Here is a 15,944-nt window from a genome sequence, read left to right as displayed (position 1 = left end):
GAGGCCGGGGGTGAGGGCAACCACCCCCTAACGCACTCACGACCGCAACAATTGCCCACCATCCGTCCAGAACACCTCAGTCGCGCGATGGCCGCCTGTACGCTCGCGCTAGCGTACGCCGGGGCCATTGCCGCCCCATCGGAGTACATGCTGCCCGCATCGTCCCCGCTGGCTGCCCCGCCCACCCCGTCCTCGACCATCGACAGCACCGGCGGCATGCGCCATATCCAGGTGCAGGGCATCGGCATCCGCGAAGCCATCGGCCTGGCCATCTCGCGGCATCCCGACATCAGCCGTGCCAACGCCGTGATCGCGCAAAGCACGTCCGAGATCGCGGTGGCCAAGGCCGCCTGGTATCCGAAGCTCGAATATGGCGTGCGCCCCGGCTACGGCGGCACGTACGGCACCGGTGGCAACCTTGCGGGCGTGCGCAGCTCGGTGGGCGTGAGCCAGCTGGTCTATGACTTCGGCAGGACCCAGAGCCGCATTGCCGCGGCCGATGCCACGCTCAGCCGCAACCGGCATTTGCTGTCCGACACCATGGAGACGATCGCGCAGAACACCGCGGCCACCTTCGTGGAGCTCGCCGCCAGCCAGGAGATCGTCGCCGCCGCGCAGCGGCAGGTGGAAGCGCTCACGGCCACGCGCGCCAAGATCGGCGACCGTGTCCGTGCCGGCCTGTCGGTCAACTCGGATCGCAATATGGCCGACATCGCCATCCAGCGCGCGAAGTCCGACGAGCTGCGCGCGCGCAGCCGCTTCGACGTCGCGGCCTCGCGCCTGGCGGAGCTCATCGGCATCAAGCCCGAGCAGGTCGAGGACCTCAACAACACCGACGGCGATATCCGCAACCTCGGCGACGAAACGGGCAACGTCGAACAAACGCCCGCGGTACTGGCGGCGGGCGCCGCCGTGGAAGCCGCGCAGGCCCATGTCTCGCAGGCCGAAGCCGAACGCTTCCCGTCCGTCAGCGTAGGGGTCAGCCGCTCGGTGTCGACCGGCCCCGCCAACGCCCTCGACGACACCTGGGTCGGCGTATCGATCTCCGGCGATTTCTCGCTCGGCGGCCTCAACCAGCACCGCATCGCGGCCGCGCAGGCCGAACGCCGCGCCGCGCTGGATGCGCTCGACAACCAGCGCCTGATCGCGCGTACCGCGTTGCGCGCGTCGTCGAGCGAAGCCGCCGGCGCGCTGGCCCGGCGCGAAAGCTACGAGAAGATGATCGCCCTGCTGCGCGCCTCGCGCGATCTGTACTGGCAGGAGTACATCCTTAACAAGCGCACGCTGACCGACGTGCTCAATCCCGAGCGAGAAATCTTTATCGCCGAGCAGGAATGGGTCAGCGCCATGGCGGACGCCACCGTCGCGCGCGTACGCGCGCACGTGGCCGTGGGCCGATTCGTCGACCTGTTGCGCGAGCAGGAACTGGGAGCCGGCAAATGAGAGGAAAACCATGAGCGCCATTCCGGAAAAGAACCCGCTGGAGACGAACCCGGAAGCCGACGGCGTCCCGCTCGAGCGCTGGACCGAAGCCATCCTCATGGCCGCCCGCCACCTCGGCCTGACGAACTCGCCCGAACTGATCCGTGGCGCCTCCGCGTGGGCCGACCGGGCCGACGGCGAACGCACCGTGGTCGAGATGGCCGCCGCGGCAGGCATTACCGCGCAGTACGCCGATATCCGGCCCGAGGACCTGTCCGACGTGCTGCTGCCCGCGCTGGTCCCGATCGACGAACGCCATGTCGGCCTGATCGTGTCGGTCTCGCAAGGCAAGGCCATGGTCCAGCTGGCCACGGACGGCGGCAACGTCGAGCGCACGCCGATGCTCGCGTCGCTGGTCCGGCCGGATCATCAGGGCAAGCTGCGCGTGCTGCTGCTGCGCGAACGCGAAGCGCCGCATAGCGACCGGCTGGACGCATATATCGCCATGCAGCCCAGGTCGTGGCTGACGGGCGCCTTCACGGCCAACTGGCGCACGATGCTCGAACTCGGCCTCGGCTCGCTGTTCGGCAATCTGCTGGCCGTGGCCACCTCGCTGTTCGCGATGCAGGTGTGGGACCGCGTGGTGCCCGCGCGCTCCACCAACACGCTGTGGGTCCTGACCGCTGGCGTCGCGCTGGCACTGTTGCTCGAACTGGCCATCCGCACCGCGCGCGTGGCCATCGCCGATCATTTCGGCAAGCAGGTGGACCTCAAACTGTCTGCCATGTTCTTCGCGCGCGTGCTCGATATCCGCAACGACGCCCGCCCGCAGTCGCCGGGCACGCTGATCTCGCAGTTGCGGGACCTCGAGCAGCTGCGAGAGCTGCTGACCTCGAGTTCGCTCGGCGTGCTGATCGACCTGCCGTTCGTGCTCGCGTTCCTGTTCATCATCTGGCTGCTTGGCGGCTGGCTCGTGCTCGTGCCGCTGGTCGCGATTCCGCTGCTGATCCTGCCCGGCATCCTCGCGCAGGTGCCGCTCGCGCGCCTGTCCACCGAGGGCATGGCGGAGTCCGCGCTGCGCAACGCCATCCTCATGGAATCGATCTACCGCGCCGAGGACATCAAGTCGCTGCAGGCCGAGCCGCGCTTCCGCAAGCTGTGGCAGCACGTCAACGAGGTCAACGGCGAGATCGGTCTCAGGCAGCGCTTTATCGCGGGCATCCTCGTCAATTTCTCGCAGACGATCCAGCAGGTGGCCTATGTGGGCGTGATCGTCGGCGGCGTGTACGGCATTCTCGACGGCAACCTGTCATTCGGCGCCGTGCTTGCGTGCTCGATCCTGACGAGCCGCACGATCGCCCCGCTCTCGCAGATTCCTGCCGTGCTCGGCCGCATCCAGAACGCACGCGTGGGCAAGAAGGCGCTCGACAAGCTCCTCGACTTGCCGCTCGACCACGAGCCCGGCCAGGACGCCTATCACCGGCCCGCCCTCGTCGGCCGCTACCGTTTCGAGAGCGTCGTCTACGGCTTCGACCCGCAGGAAAAGCCCGCGCTCGTCATTCCGCAACTGCGCATCGAACCGGGCGAACGCATCGCGATTCTCGGCCGCGTGGGCGCGGGCAAGTCCACGATGCTGCGGCTGATGGCCGGCCTGGCCACGCCCGTGCAGGGCCGCGTGGTGTTCAACGAGACGCCGATGGGATTGATCGATACCGCGGACATCCGCCGCGACGTCGGCGTGGTCATGCAGGAGTCGAACCTGTTCTACGGCACGCTGCGCGACAACTTGCGCATCGCCGATCCGCTCGCCACCGACGAGGCATTGCTCGAAGCGCTTCGCCTCGCGTGCGCGGACCAGATGCTGCTGAACCAGCCGCACGGCCTGGACCTGCGTATCCGCGAGAACGGCGTGGGCCTCTCCGGCGGACAGCGGCAGGCCCTCGTGCTCGCGCGCACGCTGCTGCGGGCACCGAACGTGCTACTGCTCGACGAGCCGACCGCCTCGCTCGACGAGGCCACCGAGCACAGCATCATCGAGCGCGTAGGCGGCTGGCTCGGCAATCGCACGCTGGTCGTGGCCACGCACCGCTATGCGGTGCTCGGCCTCGTCGACCGGCTTATCGTGCTCGACGGCGGTCGCATCGTGCGGGACGGGCCCAAGAACGAAGTGCTGGCCAGCCTGCGGCAAAACGCCGCGAGATCGGCCGCGTCGCCGGCCGCTCACATGCGGCCGACGCCTTCCGCAGGAGGTCTGGCATGAACACGTACACGATGTGGATGCGGACGGGCCAGCCCGCCAACGGCCCGCGCTACCTGCTATGGCTGATCATCGGCGCGCTCGCGATCTTCCTCGTCTGGGCCGGCTTCGCCGTGCTCGACGAAGTCGCGGTGGGCGAAGGCAAGGTGACGCCCGCGTCCAAGGGGCAGATCATCCAGAGCCTCGAAGGCGGCATCGTATCGGAGCTGTCCGTGCGCGAAGGCGATGTGGTGCAGGCCGGGCAAAAGCTGGCCACGCTCGATCCGGTGCTCGCGCGATCGTCGATGGAAGAAGCGCTCGAGAAGATCGTCGCCCTGCAGGCGCGCGCGGCCCGGCTGCGCGCGGAGATGAACGATGCCGCGACCGTGAGCTTTCCGCCAGAACTGGCGAAGGAGCAAGCCGTGGTCGATCGCGAGCGGCAGGCCTTCGAGACCAACCGTCGCGCGTTCCGCGAAAACGTCTCGAACCTCCAGAAGCAACTGAAGCTCGCGCAGGATGAACTCCAGATCGCGCTGCCGCTGCTGCGCACGGGCGCCACCAACGAAGTGGAAATCCTGCGGCTGCGGCAGAAGGCGGCCGAGCTTGCCACCAAGCTGTCCGCCACGCAGAGCGAGTACTACGTGGCGCTGAAATCGGATTACGCCACCACGATGGGTGATCTCGGCCCGCTGCTCAAGGTCCGGGAGGGCCGCGCCGACCAGCTGCGGCGCACGTCCATCACCTCGCCATCGCGCGGCATCGTCAAGGACATTCGCATCTCGACCATCGGCGGCGTGGTCGGGCCCGGCGGCGTGCTGATGGAAATCGTGCCGCTCGGCGACCAGTTGCTGATCGAAGCGCGCCTGAGTCCGCGCGATATCGCCTTTATCCATCCGGGACAGGCGGCGACGGTCAAGATCTCCGCATACGAGTCGTCGGTCTACGGCACGCTGCCGGCCAAGGTGGATCGCATCTCGCCGGACACCATCGAGGATCAGGTGGACAAGCGCGTCTATTACTACCGCGTCTATGTCCTGACCGACCACGCGTATCTGGAAACCAGCGATGGCAAGCGGCATCCGATCCTGCCGGGGATGGTGGCCACGGCCGAGATCCAGACCGGACACCGGACCGTGCTGCAATACCTGCTGAAGCCGCTGAATCGCGCCGCGGAGGCGCTCAGGGAACGTTGAATCCGGGGCCCGGCGCGGCCTCGCGACGAGCGAGACCGCGCCGGCCGCCGGGGCGTTGCTACATCGTCGAGCCGCCCATGCCCGCGAGCACCTTGTCCAGCGTGATCGGATACTCGCGCACGCGCACGCCGCTCGCGTTGTAGATGGCGTTGGCCACCGCCGCGCCGACCCCGCAAATCCCGAGTTCGCCGACACCCTTCGCCTTCATCGGGGACGACATCGGATCCACCTCGTCGAGGAAGATCACATCCTGATGCGGAATATCGGCATGCACGGGCACCTCGTAGCCGGCCAGGTCGTGGTTGACGAAGAACCCGCGCCGCTTGTCGACGGCGAGTTCCTCCATCAGCGCGGCCCCCACGCCCATCGTCATGGCGCCAATCACCTGGCTGCGCGCTGACTTCGGATTGAGAATGCGCCCGGCCGCGCAGACCGCGAGCATCCGCCGTACCCGAATCTCGCCCGTCGCCACGTCCACGCCCACCTCGACGAAATGCCCGCCGAACGTCGACTGCTGATACTTCTTGTCGAGGTCGCCGTACTCCATGCTGTCCTCGGCCACGAGCTCGCCATCGGAGGCGACCGACGCCAGCGGCACCGCGCGACCGGCCGATGACACCTGCCCGTTCGCGAATACCGCATCGCCGGCATTGAGTCCCGCGCGCTTCGCCACGGCCTCGCGCAGCTTCACGCATGCCGCGTAGACGCCCGCCGTGGAGCTGTTGCCGCCCCACTGCCCGCCGGATCCCGCCGACACCGGAAACGACGAATCGCCGAGGCGCACCGCAACCTTCTCGATCGGCACGCCGAGCATCTCGGCGGCCGTCTGCGCGATGATCGTGTAGCTGCCCGTGCCGATGTCGGTCATATCGGTTTCCACGATGACCATGCCCGAGCGATCGAGCTTCACGCGCGCGCCGGACTTCATCACGAGGTTGTTTCGGAACGCGGCCGCCACGCCCATGCCGACCAGCCATTGGCCATCGCGCACCGCACCGGGCTTCGGCTTGCGCGCACTCCAGCCAAAGCGCTCGGCGCCCATGCGCAGGCACTCGGCAAGCCGGCGCTGCGAATACGGGCGCTGCGGATGTTCGGGATCGACCTGCGTGTCGTTGGCCACGCGGAACGCGATCGGGTCCATGCCGAGCTTCTCGGCCATCTCGTCGATGGCGATCTCCAGCGCCATCAGCCCGGGCGCTTCGCCCGGCGCGCGCATCGCGTTGCCTTCGGGCAGATCGAGCGTGGCCAGCCGCATGGCGGTCATCCGGTTGGCACCCGCGTAGAGCAACCGCGTCTGCTGCACGGCCGTCTCCGGTTGGCCGCCCGGCAGATCGCCCGACCAGCTTTCGTGACCGATCGCCGTGATCTTGCCGTCCGGCGTGGCGCCGATGCGAATGCGCTGGATCGTCGCGGGACGGTGCGTGGTGTTGTTCATCATCATCGGCCGCGCAAGCGCGACCTTGACGGGGCGCTTCGCGGCGCGCGCGCCGAGCACGGCCAGCAGCGACTCGGCGCGCAGGAACAGCTTGCCGCCAAACCCGCCGCCGATGAACGGCGAGATGATGCGCACGTTCTCCTTGGGAATGCCGAGCGTGGCGGCCATGTCCTGCTTGCCCCAGTCGATCATCTGGTTCGCCGTCCAGATCGTCACCTTGTCGCCATCCCACGCGGCCAGCGACGCATGCGGTTCCATCATCGCGTGCGACTGGTCCGGCGTGGTGTAGATCGCATCGAGCTTGACGGGCGCCTTGCCGAACGCCTCGGTGAAATTGCCGACGGCCGTGTCGGCCTCCTCGGACTTCGGCTTGACCGCATTGGTGCGCGCGTTGTGCAGGTCGTACGCGCCGGGCTTCGCATCGTACTGGACGCGCACGAGGTTGGCCGCCGCGCGTGCCTGCTCGAACGTCTCCGCCACGACCAATGCCACGGCCTGGTGGTAGTGCTGGATCTCCGGGCCACCCAGCAGGGGCGCGGTGTTGCGCTTGCCCTTGCCGAGCTTGCCGGCGGTCTCGGCCGTGACGATCGTGATCACGCCCGGCGCGCGGCGCGCCTCGGCGAGGTCCATCGACGCGATGCGGCCCTTGGCGATGCCGGCATGGACGATATACCCACAGGCGGGGTTGGGCGCCACGTCGTGACGTTCGTACGCATAGGGCGCCTTGCCGCACGCCTTCATCGGCCCGTCGATACGGTCCAGCGGCTTGCCGACCACCTGCAGGCGGTCGATCGGATTCTCGGTAGCGGGGGAATCGAATTTCATGGGTCAGGTCCTCGCTTGCGTGAGCACGGCACCGAGCGTGCGCTGGGCCAGCACGATCTTGAATCGGTTGTCCTCGGTCGGCATCGCCTCCGCGAACAGGCGGTCGCTCGCGGCCTTGGCGCCGCGCGCCAGTTCGGCATCGGCGGCGTCCATGCGCCATGGCTTGGGCGCGACGCCGCCGAGCGCCACGCGTCCCGTGCCGTCGCGCTGCACGATCGCCGCCACGGACACCAGCGCGAACGCATACGAGGCGCGGTCGCGCACCTTGCGGTAGATCTGCGCGCCGCCGACCGGCGCGGGCAGCGTCACCGCGGTAATCAGTTCGCCGGGCATCAGCGAGGTCTCTACCTGCGGGGTATCGCCGGGCAGGCGGTGCAGATCGACGATCGGTATCACGCGGCGCGTGCCGTCCGCGCGTACGGTCTCCACATTGGCGTCGAGCACGCGCATGGCCACGGCCATGTCGCTGGGATGGGTCGCGATGCAGGCCTGACTGCCGCCCACCACGGCAAGCTGCCGGCTCACGCCGCCGAGCGCGCTGCAACCGCTGCCGGGCTGGCGCTTGTTGCAGGGCTGGTTCGTGTCATAGAAATAGGGACAACGCGTGCGCTGCAGCAGGTTGCCGGCCGTCGTCGCGCGATTGCGCAGTTGCCCCGAAGCACCGGCCAGCAACGCGCGCGACAGTACGCCATAGTCGCGGCGCACGCGGGCGTCGGCCGCGAGGTCGGTATTGCGCACGAGGGCACCGATGCGCAGCCCGCCCTGCGGTGTCGGCTCGATCTTGTCGAGCCCAAGGCCGTTCACGTCGATCAGATGCGCGGGCTGTTCGATCTCGAGCTTCATAAGGTCCAGCAGGTTCGTGCCGCCGGCAATGAAGCGTGCGCCTGGCGTGCGCTGGGCCGCTGCCGCGGCGGCGGCCGGATCCTGCGCGCGTTCGTAGGTAAAGGCTTTCATGCGCGGCTCCTTCCGGTCGTCGTCCCCGTGGCGGCTGCCGCCTCCACGATCGCCTCGACGATATTGGAGTAGGCGCCGCAGCGGCAGATATTGCCGCTCATGCGCTCGCGAATCTCCGCTTCCGTCAGCTGCGGCCGCGCGGTCAGGCTCGCGCTCACATGACTCGGAATGCCGGCGCGGATCTCGTCGATCACGGCCACGGCAGAGCACACCTGCCCCGGCGTGCAGTAGCCGCATTGATAGCCATCGTGCTTCACGAACGCACGCTGCATCGGGTGCATGCGCTGCGGCGTGCCGAGGCCCTCCACCGTCGTGACTTTTGCGCCCTCGTGCATGATCGCGAGCGTCAGACACGAATTGATGCGGCGGCCATCGAGGTGCACCGTGCAGGCGCCGCACTGGCCGTGGTCGCAGCCCTTCTTGGTTCCGGTCAGATGCAGGTGCTCGCGCAAGGCGTCGAGCAGCGTGGTGCGGGTATCGAGGTCGAGCGTGACGCGCTGGCCGTTGACCTCGAGCGTGACTTGAGACATCGCAGGTTGGCTCCTAGATGCGGAAACGGCGGGGGCCGAGGGGGCGCCCTGCGCGGAAGCCAGCGGCGGAATGGCCGCGGCGGTGGCGGCGGTCGCGCTGGCTTTGAGCACATCGCGCCGCGTACAGCGAAAAGCGTGAACGTCGTCCATTGTTCGTATCCTTCTTCCAGGCGGAGATCGATGGAACAGATGGCTTACCGGGCTTTCGTGGGGGGGATTGGGTCAGGCGGGCGGTCCTGGCCGGCATGCCAGAACGGTCTGGCACGCAAGAAGCGTGCGGGGGTCGCGTGCGGCGACGGAAGGACGGTGCTGCAAGGAAATCCGGGGGAGAGGGTGCCCCCTCCCCGGTAAAAATTACTGCCCGGTGCGATGAATCGACAACGCGCCAAACGACTGCGTCACCGGCATCAGCTCGATCACGTTGATATTGACGCGCGCCGGCAGCGTGGCTGCCCAGAACACGGTCTCGGCGATATCGTCGGGCGTGAGCGCGTCCGCGCCCTCGTACACCTTGGCCACGCGCGACTGGTCGCCGCCGAACCGCACCGCCGAAAACTCGGTGCCGCCCACGAGGCCCGGCGCCACGTCCGTCACGCGGACCCTGGTGCCCGTCAGATCCGCGCGCAGGTTCAGCGAGAACTGCCGCACGAATGCCTTGGTGCCGCCGTAGGCGTTGCCGCCGGGATACGGATACTCGCCCGCCGTCGAACCGATGTTCACCACGTGGCCGCGATTGCGCGACACCATGCCCGGCAGCACCGCGCGCGTCATGTACATCAGGCCCTTTACATTGGTGTCGACCATCTGGTCCCACTTGTCGAGGTCCGCCGACTGCGCGGGCTCGAGACCCAGTGCCAGCCCCGCGTTGTTGACCAGCAGATCGATCTCGGCGAACGGCGCCGGCAGCCCGGCGATCGCGGCCTGCACGGCCTCGCGGTCGCGCACGTCGAGCACCAGCGGCAATACCTTGTCGCGGCCGAGTTCGTCGGCCAGCGCATCGAGGCGGTCCTCACGGCGGCCCGCGGCGATCACGCGATGACCCGCCGCGGCGAAACGCCTGGCGATGGCGATGCCGAATCCAGCGGTGGCGCCCGTGACTAGTACATTCATATCCGTTTCCTGCTGTGCTTGTAGTGGTGGAAATTCACGCATCGCCGTCCTTCACGTACTGCGCGATGCCGTTGCCGAACGACCAGTCCTCGCGCCCGTTCGGCGACAGCTGGATCTGGACGTCCTCCCGCCGCAGCCCCGGGCTTCGCGCAAGGCGATCCGCCACGGCCCGATATAGCGCCTGCTTGGTCTTCGTATCCCGCCAGTTGCTCTGCAGGATGTTGATAAAGACCACGTCGTCGCTCCGGTGTACGCCGAGATAGTCCGCATCGTAGATGAATTCGTCGCGATCGTGCTGATGGATCAGCTGGAAGCGGTCCTCCGGCGGGACGTGGAACGTCTCGACGAGCGCCTCGTGCACGCCGTCGGCGATGGCGCGGATATGGGCGGGCGATTTGCCCTTGAGCAGGGAGATGCGGACCAGCGGCATGGTGGACTCCGTTGTTTGCGTGGTTGACGTGTCCAAGATAGCCGCCAATAATGTTTCTGAAAATCAGAAATATTCAAATCTTTACTTCCACGTAATCGAACGATCATGCGCACCAACCTTGACATGGATGTGCTGCGGACATTCGTGACGGGCTTCGAGCTCGGCAGCTTCGCGCGGGCGGCGGACCGTCTGGGCCGCTCACAGTCGGCCGTCAGCACCCAGCTACGCAAGCTCGAGGACCAGATCGGCCTGCCCCTCGTCCAGAAAGCGGGCCGCGGGCTTGCGCTGACCACCGCGGGCGAGGCGTTGCTGAGCTATGCGCGGCGGCTGCTCGAACTCAACGACGAGGCCGTGGACACCGTGCGCGGCGCGAATCTCGAGGGATGGGTGCGGCTGGGGTTGCCGCAGGATTTCGCCGATACGCTGCTGCCAGCGGTGCTGGGTCGCTTTGCGCGCGCGCACCCGAAGGTTCGAGTGGAGGTGCAGGTCGATCGCAGCGTGCCGCTGGCGGAGAAGACGCTGCGGGGGGAACTCGATATGGCGCTGGTGTGGGGCGACGGTAGCGATTTGCCGCACTACCCCAATGGCGAGCGCGTGGCCGACGTGCCCATCGCATGGGTCGGCACCCCCGAGTGGGCCGAGCGGGCCGAGCGGGCCGCACGTCGGCACGCCCTGCCCGACGAACCGCTGCCGCTGATCGCGTTCGTCCCCCCGTGCACCTTCCGCGCGGCCGGTATCGCCGCGCTCGATGCCGCGGGCATGCCCTGGCGCCTGGCGTTCACGAGCCCCAGCCTCTCGGGCCTCTGGGCCGCCGCCGAGGCCGGCCTCGGCGTGACGCCGCGCACGACGGTCAGCCTGCCGGGCACCCTGACCGCGCTCGATCCGAAGACGAGCGGCCTGCCGCCGCTGCCAACCGCCCCGCTTTCGCTCCATCGCGCCGAAGCGGACCCGAGCGCGGCGGTACAGAGACTGACGACGATCGTGCTGGAGACCATCCGCGAGGCCCTGGATCAGGCGCCCGCGAACCGATCCGTCGCCGCGACGAGCTGATCCAGTATCCCCGGCTCCGTCCACGCATGGCCCGCGCCCTCGATCACATGCAACGTGGCAGCGGGCCACGCCGCCTGCAGCGCATAGGCGTACCGCACCGGACACGGCATGTCGTACCGCCCATGCACGATCACCCCCGGTATCCCCGCGAGCCGGTGCGCATCCCGCAGTAGCTGCCCGTCCTCGAGCCAGCATCGATGCGTGAAGTAATGGTTCTCCAGCCGCGCGAACGCCAGCGCGAAATGCCCGTCGTCGTGCTTGGCCGTATTGTCGGGATTCGGCAATAACGTGATCGTCTGCCCTTCCCAGACACTCCACGCCCGCGCCGCCTCGACCTGCTTCTCGAGATCGTCGCCCGTCAGCAGCTTCCGGTAGGCGGCAATCATGTTCCCGCGCTCGGCCTCGGGCACGGGCGCCTGGAAGCGCGCCCATTTCTCGGGATGCATCTCGGAGACCCCGTATTGGTAGTACCAATCGAGTTCCGCCTGCGACACGGTGTAGACGCCCCGCAGCACGAGCGCAGTCGTCCGCTCGGGAAACTTCTCCGCATAGGCCAGCGCCAGCGTGGAGCCCCAGGACCCACCGAACACGAGCCACCGCTCGACGCCGGCCAGCAACCGCAGCCGCTCGATGTCATCCACCAGATGCCAGGTCGTATTGGCTTCCAGCCCCGCATGCGGCGTAGAGCGTCCGCATCCGCGCTGGTCGAACAGCATCACGTCGTAGCGCGCGGGGTCGAAGAGCCGCCGATGGTCGGCGGAGATCCCCCCGCCCGGACCGCCATGCAGAAACACCGCGGGCTTGGCCCCGGGCGTGCCGACACGCTCGTAGTAGATGACGTGGCCGTCGCCGACGTCGAGCATGCCGGTCTCGTAAGGTTCGATGGCGGGATAGAGGGTGCGCAGGGTCATGGCGGGATCGAAAATGGGCGATGGAACGCCGGAAATTCTACGCCCGGCAACGATTCGAGCGTTTATTACACGCGCGCTTACAGCCATTTACATCTGCTCACCATCGCATAACCCACTGTAATGATTAGTGGTGCATCATGAACTCCATCAACAAAGGCCAGCGAATCTGGCCGACCACAGCCCCGAAGGAGCTCACCATGCGCAAGTCGATTCGATATACGGGCATTGCCCTGCTCAGTGCCGCACTGCTGGCCGCAGGCCCGGCATCGGCGCGCGACTACGGCCGCGACCGCGGTCACTATCACGGTGGCGGCCATGGCGGCGGCGGTGGCGGCGTAGCCCTCGCGATCGGCGCGCTCGCCGGTCTCGCGATCGGCGCGGCCGTCCTCAGCAGCAGCACCGCCGTTGCCGCGCCGGCCCCGGTCTACGCCCCGCCGCAACCGGTCACGTATATCGAGCAGGGCGGTTATGTCGAGCAGGGTTACACCTCGTACCAGCAGCCCTACCCGCAACAGCAGGTGCAACCGTACTCGCAGGTGCCTCCGGGCTACTGCTACCGCAGCAGCGACCGCGCCTATGTACCGTGCTCGCAGCCGGCGCAGGTCAACTACTACGGCTACTGATCGCCGCACGCATATACATTGAGATACAAGCGCGAGGGTTCGCGAACATACGTCGGATACATCGTCAGGGACAAATAGCAGGGCATCCCGTCCCCGTAGGAAACAACGATGAAAACGACGCGCTTCACCCTCGCCTCCCTCGCTTCCCTCGCGCTGGCCGCCTCGGCCGCCCTGCTCGCGCACCCGGCCCTGTCCGCCCCGTCGGACAACAAGGCAGCCGCCAGACCGGACCCCAATGCCTCGCCGATCTATGGCGTGACGATCCCCAAGGGCTATCGTCAGTGGGAGTTCGTCGCCCCGGCGCTCGAAAAAGAGCCGCTCAACGAACTGCGCACCGTGGTCGGCAACAAGATCGCGATGGACGCATACAAGAAGGGCAAGCTCCCCTTCCCCGACGGGTCGATCCTGGTCAAGCTCGCGTACAAGTACACGCAGTCTCCGGACTTCGAATCCGCGCTCGTGCCCGACCACGCGACCACGGTGCAGGTAATGGTCAAGGACTCGAAGAAATACGCCGCGTCGGGCGGCTGGGGCTATGGCCGTTTCATCAACGGCAAGCCCGTCGACGAGGCCCAGCACCAGACCTGTTTCGCCTGCCACGCGGCGCGCGTGAAAGACCGCGATTACGTATTTACCCGGCTCGTACCGTAAGCGCGCCAAATCGCGATTTATTGGCCTCAGAGCGTGTAAAAACGACAATTTTCGCGCGCGGTGGGGCACCCCCGTCCGTTGCCGGCATCCTGTAAGATACGAGTTCTCCGCAGCCTGCCAGCCCACCGCTGGCGGCTGCGTTTTGACTGGAACGACGACCGGACCGACGCGGGCATTGCGTGACTGCACAACAGACACATCTCGAGACTCAATCTGAAGGACACGGCGAAGGACAGGGCAAGGACGCTGCCGCCGCCGACGTACTCGCGGCACTCCGTGCGGCAACGTCCGCGCGGCATGCGACGCTGGACAGCTCGATGCCGCTTTCCCAGCCCGAACCGGCCCTCGTCGATTACCGCGACCATCTGCTGCTGATCCGCGCCTGGCTCGCCCCCCTCGAAGCGTGGTTCGCGCAGTTCGGCGACGGCCCGCAAGATCCGAGGCTGCTGCCCACCGTGCAACGCCTGCCCGCGCTCGACGCGGATCTCTCGCATGCCACGATGCCGCCGGGCGGCCCCGAGGTCCCGCCCGTGGATACGGCCTCGCTGCGCACGGATGCGGCTTACCGCTGGGGCATCAGCTACGTCATCGAGGGTTCGCAGCTCGGCGGCGCCGTGCTGTATCGCCAGCTGGCCGAGCGCTTCGCGCCGCATCCGCTTCGATACCTCGGTCCGCAATCGCCGGGCCCGCGATGGAAGCAGTTTCTCGACGCGCTGCGCGCCAACGTGCACGGCCCCGCCGATATCGCGGCGGCGTGCGAAGGCGCATGCCGTGCGTTCGACGACCTGCTGGCGCGCACCGCCGCCGTGGACGGGATCGCCCCGTGAGCAGCGCGGTCAACGACGCCGGCAACGACGCCGGCAACAAATCGGGCGGCGACGCGGCCAACGATGGCGGGAACGACCCTACGCGTCTGCCCGTCGACACCGCCTACCTGTTCGAGGTGCTCCCCGACGCGTACCTGATTCTCGACGCGCGCCTTATCGTCCTGCACGCCAACGCGAAGTACCGCGCGATGACGGGCCGCACGCTCGCCGAGGTCGTCGGCAAGTCCGTCTACGAGATCAATCAGGCAGGCTCGGCCGCGCAGCGCCGGGCCCGCGCCGAATGGCTCGATGCCACACTGCACGGCCTCGCCCCCGGCGAGGCACGCCTGTCTTCGCTGATCCGCTACGACATCAGCACGCACGGCGCGTTTGCCGAGCACTACTGGCAGGTCCGCGCGTCGCGTGTGGAGGCTCCGCCCGCTGCCGCATCGGTGGCGCCCGACGGGTTGCTGCTGCTCCAGGTGATGGACGTGACGACCCAGGTCGTCGCCGAAGAGCACAATCGCCGCGAGCACGCGAAGCTGCGCTCGCAGGCCCGGCTGCGGCAGGTGCTGGTCGAGGAAGCCAACGAGGAGTTGCGCTACAACCAGGCGCGGCTGGACGAAGTGCTGTCGTTCGCGCGCGTCGGCGCGTGGGAGATCGACCTCGCCACGGGGTTCATGATCTGCACCGACCAGTGCAAGGCCAATCTGGGCCTGCAGCCCACGGACGCGCTCGACGAACGGCGGCTGTTCAGCGAACTGATCCATGAAGACGATCGCGAACGCGTGCGTGCCGCGATCGATGCGAGCATCGACGCCCGCGCGCATTTCGAGGTCGAGTACCGCGTCACGTGGGCCGACGGCAGCGTGCACTGGCTGATGTCGCGCGGCGCGGCCCGCCATCTTGGCGATGGCACCGCGCAGTCGATGCTCGGCTTCACCATCGACATTACCGCGCGCAAGACCAGCGAACTGCGCAGCCAGGCCTATGCGGCCGAGCAGCAGCGCGCGCGCGAGCACAGCGATCGCGCCGTCCGCGCGATGGACCACTTCGTCGCCGCCGTCAGCCATGAACTGCGTTCGCCGCTGCATGCCATCCTCTGGTGGACCACGCTGCTGCAGCGCGCCAAGGACATGGCGCACGTGGAGCGCGCGACCGAGGTCATCGAGCGCAATACGCACCAGCTTGCGCGCATGGTCGATGACCTGCTCGACAGCGGCGCCATTGCCACGGGCAAGCTCTCGGTCGAACTCCGGCCGCTGGATCTGGCGGCACTCGCCAGCGTCGTGGCCGAGGATATCCGCGTGGGCGCCGAATCGAAGGGTCTCGTCGTGCGCGCGGACTCGCTGACCCCCGCCATCGTGCTCGCCGACGAAAGCCGCATGCGCCAGATCGTGTGGAACCTGCTGACGAATGCGGTCAAGTTCACGGACCGCGGCAGTATCGAGCTGGCCGTGACCCTCGACGGCGCGCGCGCCGAGCTGACGGTGCGGGACACGGGCGCGGGCATCGAGGCAGAAGCGCTCGAACGGATCTTCGAGCGTTTCGAACAGGCGCGCGGCGAAGGCACGGGCCGTACCGCGGGGCTTGGGCTGGGACTCTGGATGGTGCGGAACCTCGTGCAGGTACACCGCGGAACGGTGACCGCGCACAGCGACGGCCCGGGCACGGGCGCGCTGTTCCGCGTGGTGCTGCCGCTGGCCACGCCGGACGATATCCGGCGCGCGGCCGCGCAGCGCTAGGGGTGCGGGGTCAGGGCCGCGGG

14 protein-coding genes are annotated in these 15,944 nt (G+C 67.9%); 8 read left to right on the top strand and 6 right to left on the bottom strand.

Annotated elements, in window-relative coordinates; all coding sequences use genetic code 11:
- Positions 1 to 87: 87 nt before the first annotated feature.
- Genes FOB72_RS31685 through FOB72_RS31675 form a run of 3 tightly spaced genes read left to right on the top strand, consistent with a single transcriptional unit; the run spans position 88 to position 4,851 of the window.
- Complete coding sequence (locus FOB72_RS31685; RefSeq protein ID WP_150377163.1) at positions 88 to 1,443, top strand: TolC family protein; 1,356 nt, start codon at positions 88 to 90, stop codon at positions 1,441 to 1,443.
- A 10-nt stretch (positions 1,444 to 1,453) separates the two neighbouring features.
- On the top strand, positions 1,454 to 3,682 hold the full coding sequence (locus FOB72_RS31680) for a type I secretion system permease/ATPase (RefSeq protein WP_150377162.1): 2,229 nt from the start codon (positions 1,454 to 1,456) through the stop codon (positions 3,680 to 3,682).
- Positions 3,679 to 4,851, top strand: a complete 1,173-nt coding sequence (locus FOB72_RS31675) for an HlyD family efflux transporter periplasmic adaptor subunit (RefSeq protein ID WP_150377161.1) — start codon at positions 3,679 to 3,681, stop codon at positions 4,849 to 4,851. The genes FOB72_RS31680 and FOB72_RS31675 overlap by 4 nt, the downstream gene beginning before the upstream one ends.
- A gap of 58 nt (positions 4,852 to 4,909) precedes the next feature.
- On the opposite strand, the gene paoC is transcribed toward FOB72_RS31675, so the two are convergent.
- The 5 genes from paoC to FOB72_RS31650 form a co-directional block, all read right to left on the bottom strand.
- Positions 4,910 to 7,111, bottom strand: a complete 2,202-nt coding sequence (paoC, locus tag FOB72_RS31670; protein WP_150377160.1) for an aldehyde oxidoreductase molybdenum-binding subunit PaoC — start codon at positions 7,109 to 7,111, stop codon at positions 4,910 to 4,912.
- A gap of 3 nt (positions 7,112 to 7,114) precedes the next feature.
- A complete protein-coding gene (locus tag FOB72_RS31665; RefSeq protein WP_150377159.1) occupies positions 7,115 to 8,065 on the bottom strand; it encodes an FAD binding domain-containing protein in 951 nt (316 codons plus the stop codon).
- Positions 8,062 to 8,745, bottom strand: coding sequence for an aldehyde dehydrogenase iron-sulfur subunit PaoA (gene paoA, locus FOB72_RS31660; RefSeq protein ID WP_150377158.1), 684 nt, complete (start codon positions 8,743 to 8,745; stop codon positions 8,062 to 8,064). Before paoA ends, FOB72_RS31665 begins: the two co-directional genes overlap by 4 nt.
- Positions 8,746 to 8,949: 204 nt before the next feature.
- Complete coding sequence (locus FOB72_RS31655; RefSeq protein ID WP_150377157.1) at positions 8,950 to 9,705, bottom strand: SDR family NAD(P)-dependent oxidoreductase; 756 nt, start codon at positions 9,703 to 9,705, stop codon at positions 8,950 to 8,952.
- 34 nt (positions 9,706 to 9,739) lie between these two features.
- Positions 9,740 to 10,135, bottom strand: a complete 396-nt coding sequence (locus FOB72_RS31650) for a tautomerase family protein (RefSeq protein ID WP_150377156.1) — start codon at positions 10,133 to 10,135, stop codon at positions 9,740 to 9,742.
- 105 nt (positions 10,136 to 10,240) lie between these two features.
- On the opposite strand from FOB72_RS31650, the gene FOB72_RS31645 reads away from it, so the two are divergent.
- A complete protein-coding gene (locus FOB72_RS31645) occupies positions 10,241 to 11,185 on the top strand; it encodes a LysR substrate-binding domain-containing protein (protein ID WP_150377155.1) in 945 nt (314 codons plus the stop codon).
- Here FOB72_RS31645 and pip read toward each other — a convergent pair.
- Positions 11,146 to 12,096 (bottom strand): prolyl aminopeptidase, encoded by a 951-nt coding sequence (pip, locus tag FOB72_RS31640; RefSeq protein WP_150377154.1) that lies wholly within the window; start codon positions 12,094 to 12,096, stop codon positions 11,146 to 11,148. The two genes, FOB72_RS31645 and pip, sit on opposite strands and share 40 nt — an antisense overlap.
- 197 nt (positions 12,097 to 12,293) lie before the next feature.
- Here pip and FOB72_RS31635 point away from each other — a divergent pair, with 197 nt between their 5' ends.
- From FOB72_RS31635 to FOB72_RS31620, 4 genes are all read left to right on the top strand, one after another.
- Positions 12,294 to 12,719, top strand: a complete 426-nt coding sequence (locus FOB72_RS31635) for a mechanosensitive ion channel protein MscS (protein ID WP_150377153.1) — start codon at positions 12,294 to 12,296, stop codon at positions 12,717 to 12,719.
- Between the two features lie 108 nt (positions 12,720 to 12,827).
- Positions 12,828 to 13,370: a cytochrome P460 family protein gene (locus FOB72_RS31630; protein ID WP_150377152.1), complete on the top strand. Its 543-nt coding sequence runs from the start codon at positions 12,828 to 12,830 to the stop codon at positions 13,368 to 13,370.
- A gap of 317 nt (positions 13,371 to 13,687) precedes the next feature.
- Positions 13,688 to 14,197, top strand: a complete 510-nt coding sequence (locus FOB72_RS31625; RefSeq protein ID WP_223851671.1) for a biliverdin-producing heme oxygenase — start codon at positions 13,688 to 13,690, stop codon at positions 14,195 to 14,197.
- On the top strand, positions 14,194 to 15,921 hold the full coding sequence (locus FOB72_RS31620; protein WP_223851670.1) for an ATP-binding protein: 1,728 nt from the start codon (positions 14,194 to 14,196) through the stop codon (positions 15,919 to 15,921). Before FOB72_RS31625 ends, FOB72_RS31620 begins: the two co-directional genes overlap by 4 nt.
- Positions 15,922 to 15,944: the final 23 nt, after the last annotated feature.

The organism is Cupriavidus pauculus (genome assembly GCF_008693385.1).
Lineage (GTDB): Bacteria > Pseudomonadota > Gammaproteobacteria > Burkholderiales > Burkholderiaceae > Cupriavidus > Cupriavidus pauculus_D.
Note: the sequence above shows the minus strand (reverse complement) of the source record. Positions and strands in the feature narration are given on the sequence as shown.